This window comes from Micromonospora sp. NPDC050187 (assembly GCF_044459745.1).
Taxonomy (GTDB): Bacteria; Actinomycetota; Actinomycetes; order Mycobacteriales; family Micromonosporaceae; genus Micromonospora.
Window position 1 is genome coordinate 1 of the sequence record NZ_JBITJH010000059.1, and the last position, 1,189, is coordinate 1,189.

General features: G+C 68.9%; 1 protein-coding gene. It reads right to left on the reverse strand.

Annotated elements, in window-relative coordinates:
- Positions 1-7: 7 nt before the first annotated feature.
- The gene (locus ACIBJE_RS31575) at positions 8-1,135 is read right to left on the reverse strand and encodes an IS30 family transposase (protein WP_396753932.1); all 1,128 of its coding nucleotides are present in this window, start codon (positions 1,133-1,135) and stop codon (positions 8-10) included.
- Between the last annotated feature and the right edge of the window lie 54 nt (positions 1,136-1,189).

Sequence of the window (1,189 nt, forward strand, 5' to 3'; positions counted from 1 at the left end):
GGCGGTTTCAAGTGGCTGTTGCGACGAGGTGCTGGTGGAGTGCTTCGGCAGGATTCTGCCATCCCAGGGTTTGCCGGGGTCGTCCGTTGAGCTCGCGGGCGACTGTGTCGAGATCGGCTTGTGTGTAGGTGCGGAAGTCAGTGCTGGAACGGGGGAAGTACTGGCGTAGCAGGCCGTTGGTGTTCTCGTTGCTGCCACGCTGCCAGGGACTGTGGGGATCGCAGAAGTACACCCGGCAGTCCGTGGCCAGGGTGAACACGGGATGCTGGATCATCTCGATGCCCTGGTCCCAGGTCAGGGTCTTGCGCAGCTCGGCGGGCAGACGACGCATCAGGGCGATAAGCACGTCGATGACCTGCTCACTGACCCGCGACTCCGGCAGGGCGCCGAGCATCACGTAGCGGGTGGCACGCTCGACCAGGGTGACGATCGCGCTGGCCCCGCGGGCCCCGATGACCAGGTCTCCTTCCCAGTGGCCGGGCACGGCCCGGTCGGCGACCTCGGCGGGTCGGGTGGAGATGTGGAAGTCCCGCACCCACGGCCGGGCACCCCGACCCGCGGCGGCGGCCCTGGACTGCGGACGGCGCAACGCCCGACCGGACCGCAGGGCGACCTGCCGAGCCAACTCCTGCCGCATCCCACCCCGGGCCTGGTAGTAGACAGCCTGGTAGATCGTCTCGTGTGACACCCACATCTCCGGTCGCTGGGGGAACTCCCGGCGCAGGGACCGGGCGATCTGCTGCGGCGAGTGCCGCTGCCGCAGACGATCCTTCACCGTCTGCCACAACTGCGGCCACGGCCGACCCCACCCCGGCCGCAGTTTCCCCGACCGGGGACGACGCGCCCGTTCGTCGGCGTGACGCTGCGCCACCACATGCGAGTACCGCCACCCGTAAGCCGGTCCCCAGCTACGCGGATAGCCCACCCCGGGCACGTAACCCGGCTGACGGCCCCACGGGTGCCGGACACCCGAGCGGCCCGGACCCCGACCGTTGGTGCGGTTACGACGCACCTCCCGCCACACCGTCGACCGGTCCCGCCCGATCACCACCGCGATCTGCGGAAACGACAGACCCTGCCCGAACAACACCTCGATCTGCGCCCGCTCCGCGGACGACAACCGTCTCCCTGGCATGAACCCTCATCCTCACGAGAATCCACCCCGTTGCAACAACCACTTGAACCCAAG

What these genes read in the sequence shown, in the direction of transcription:
- ACIBJE_RS31575 (WP_396753932.1), bottom strand. Translation starts at nt 1,135, where the DNA reads ATGCCAGGGAGACGGTTGTCGTCCGCGGAGCGGGCGCAGATCGAGGTG.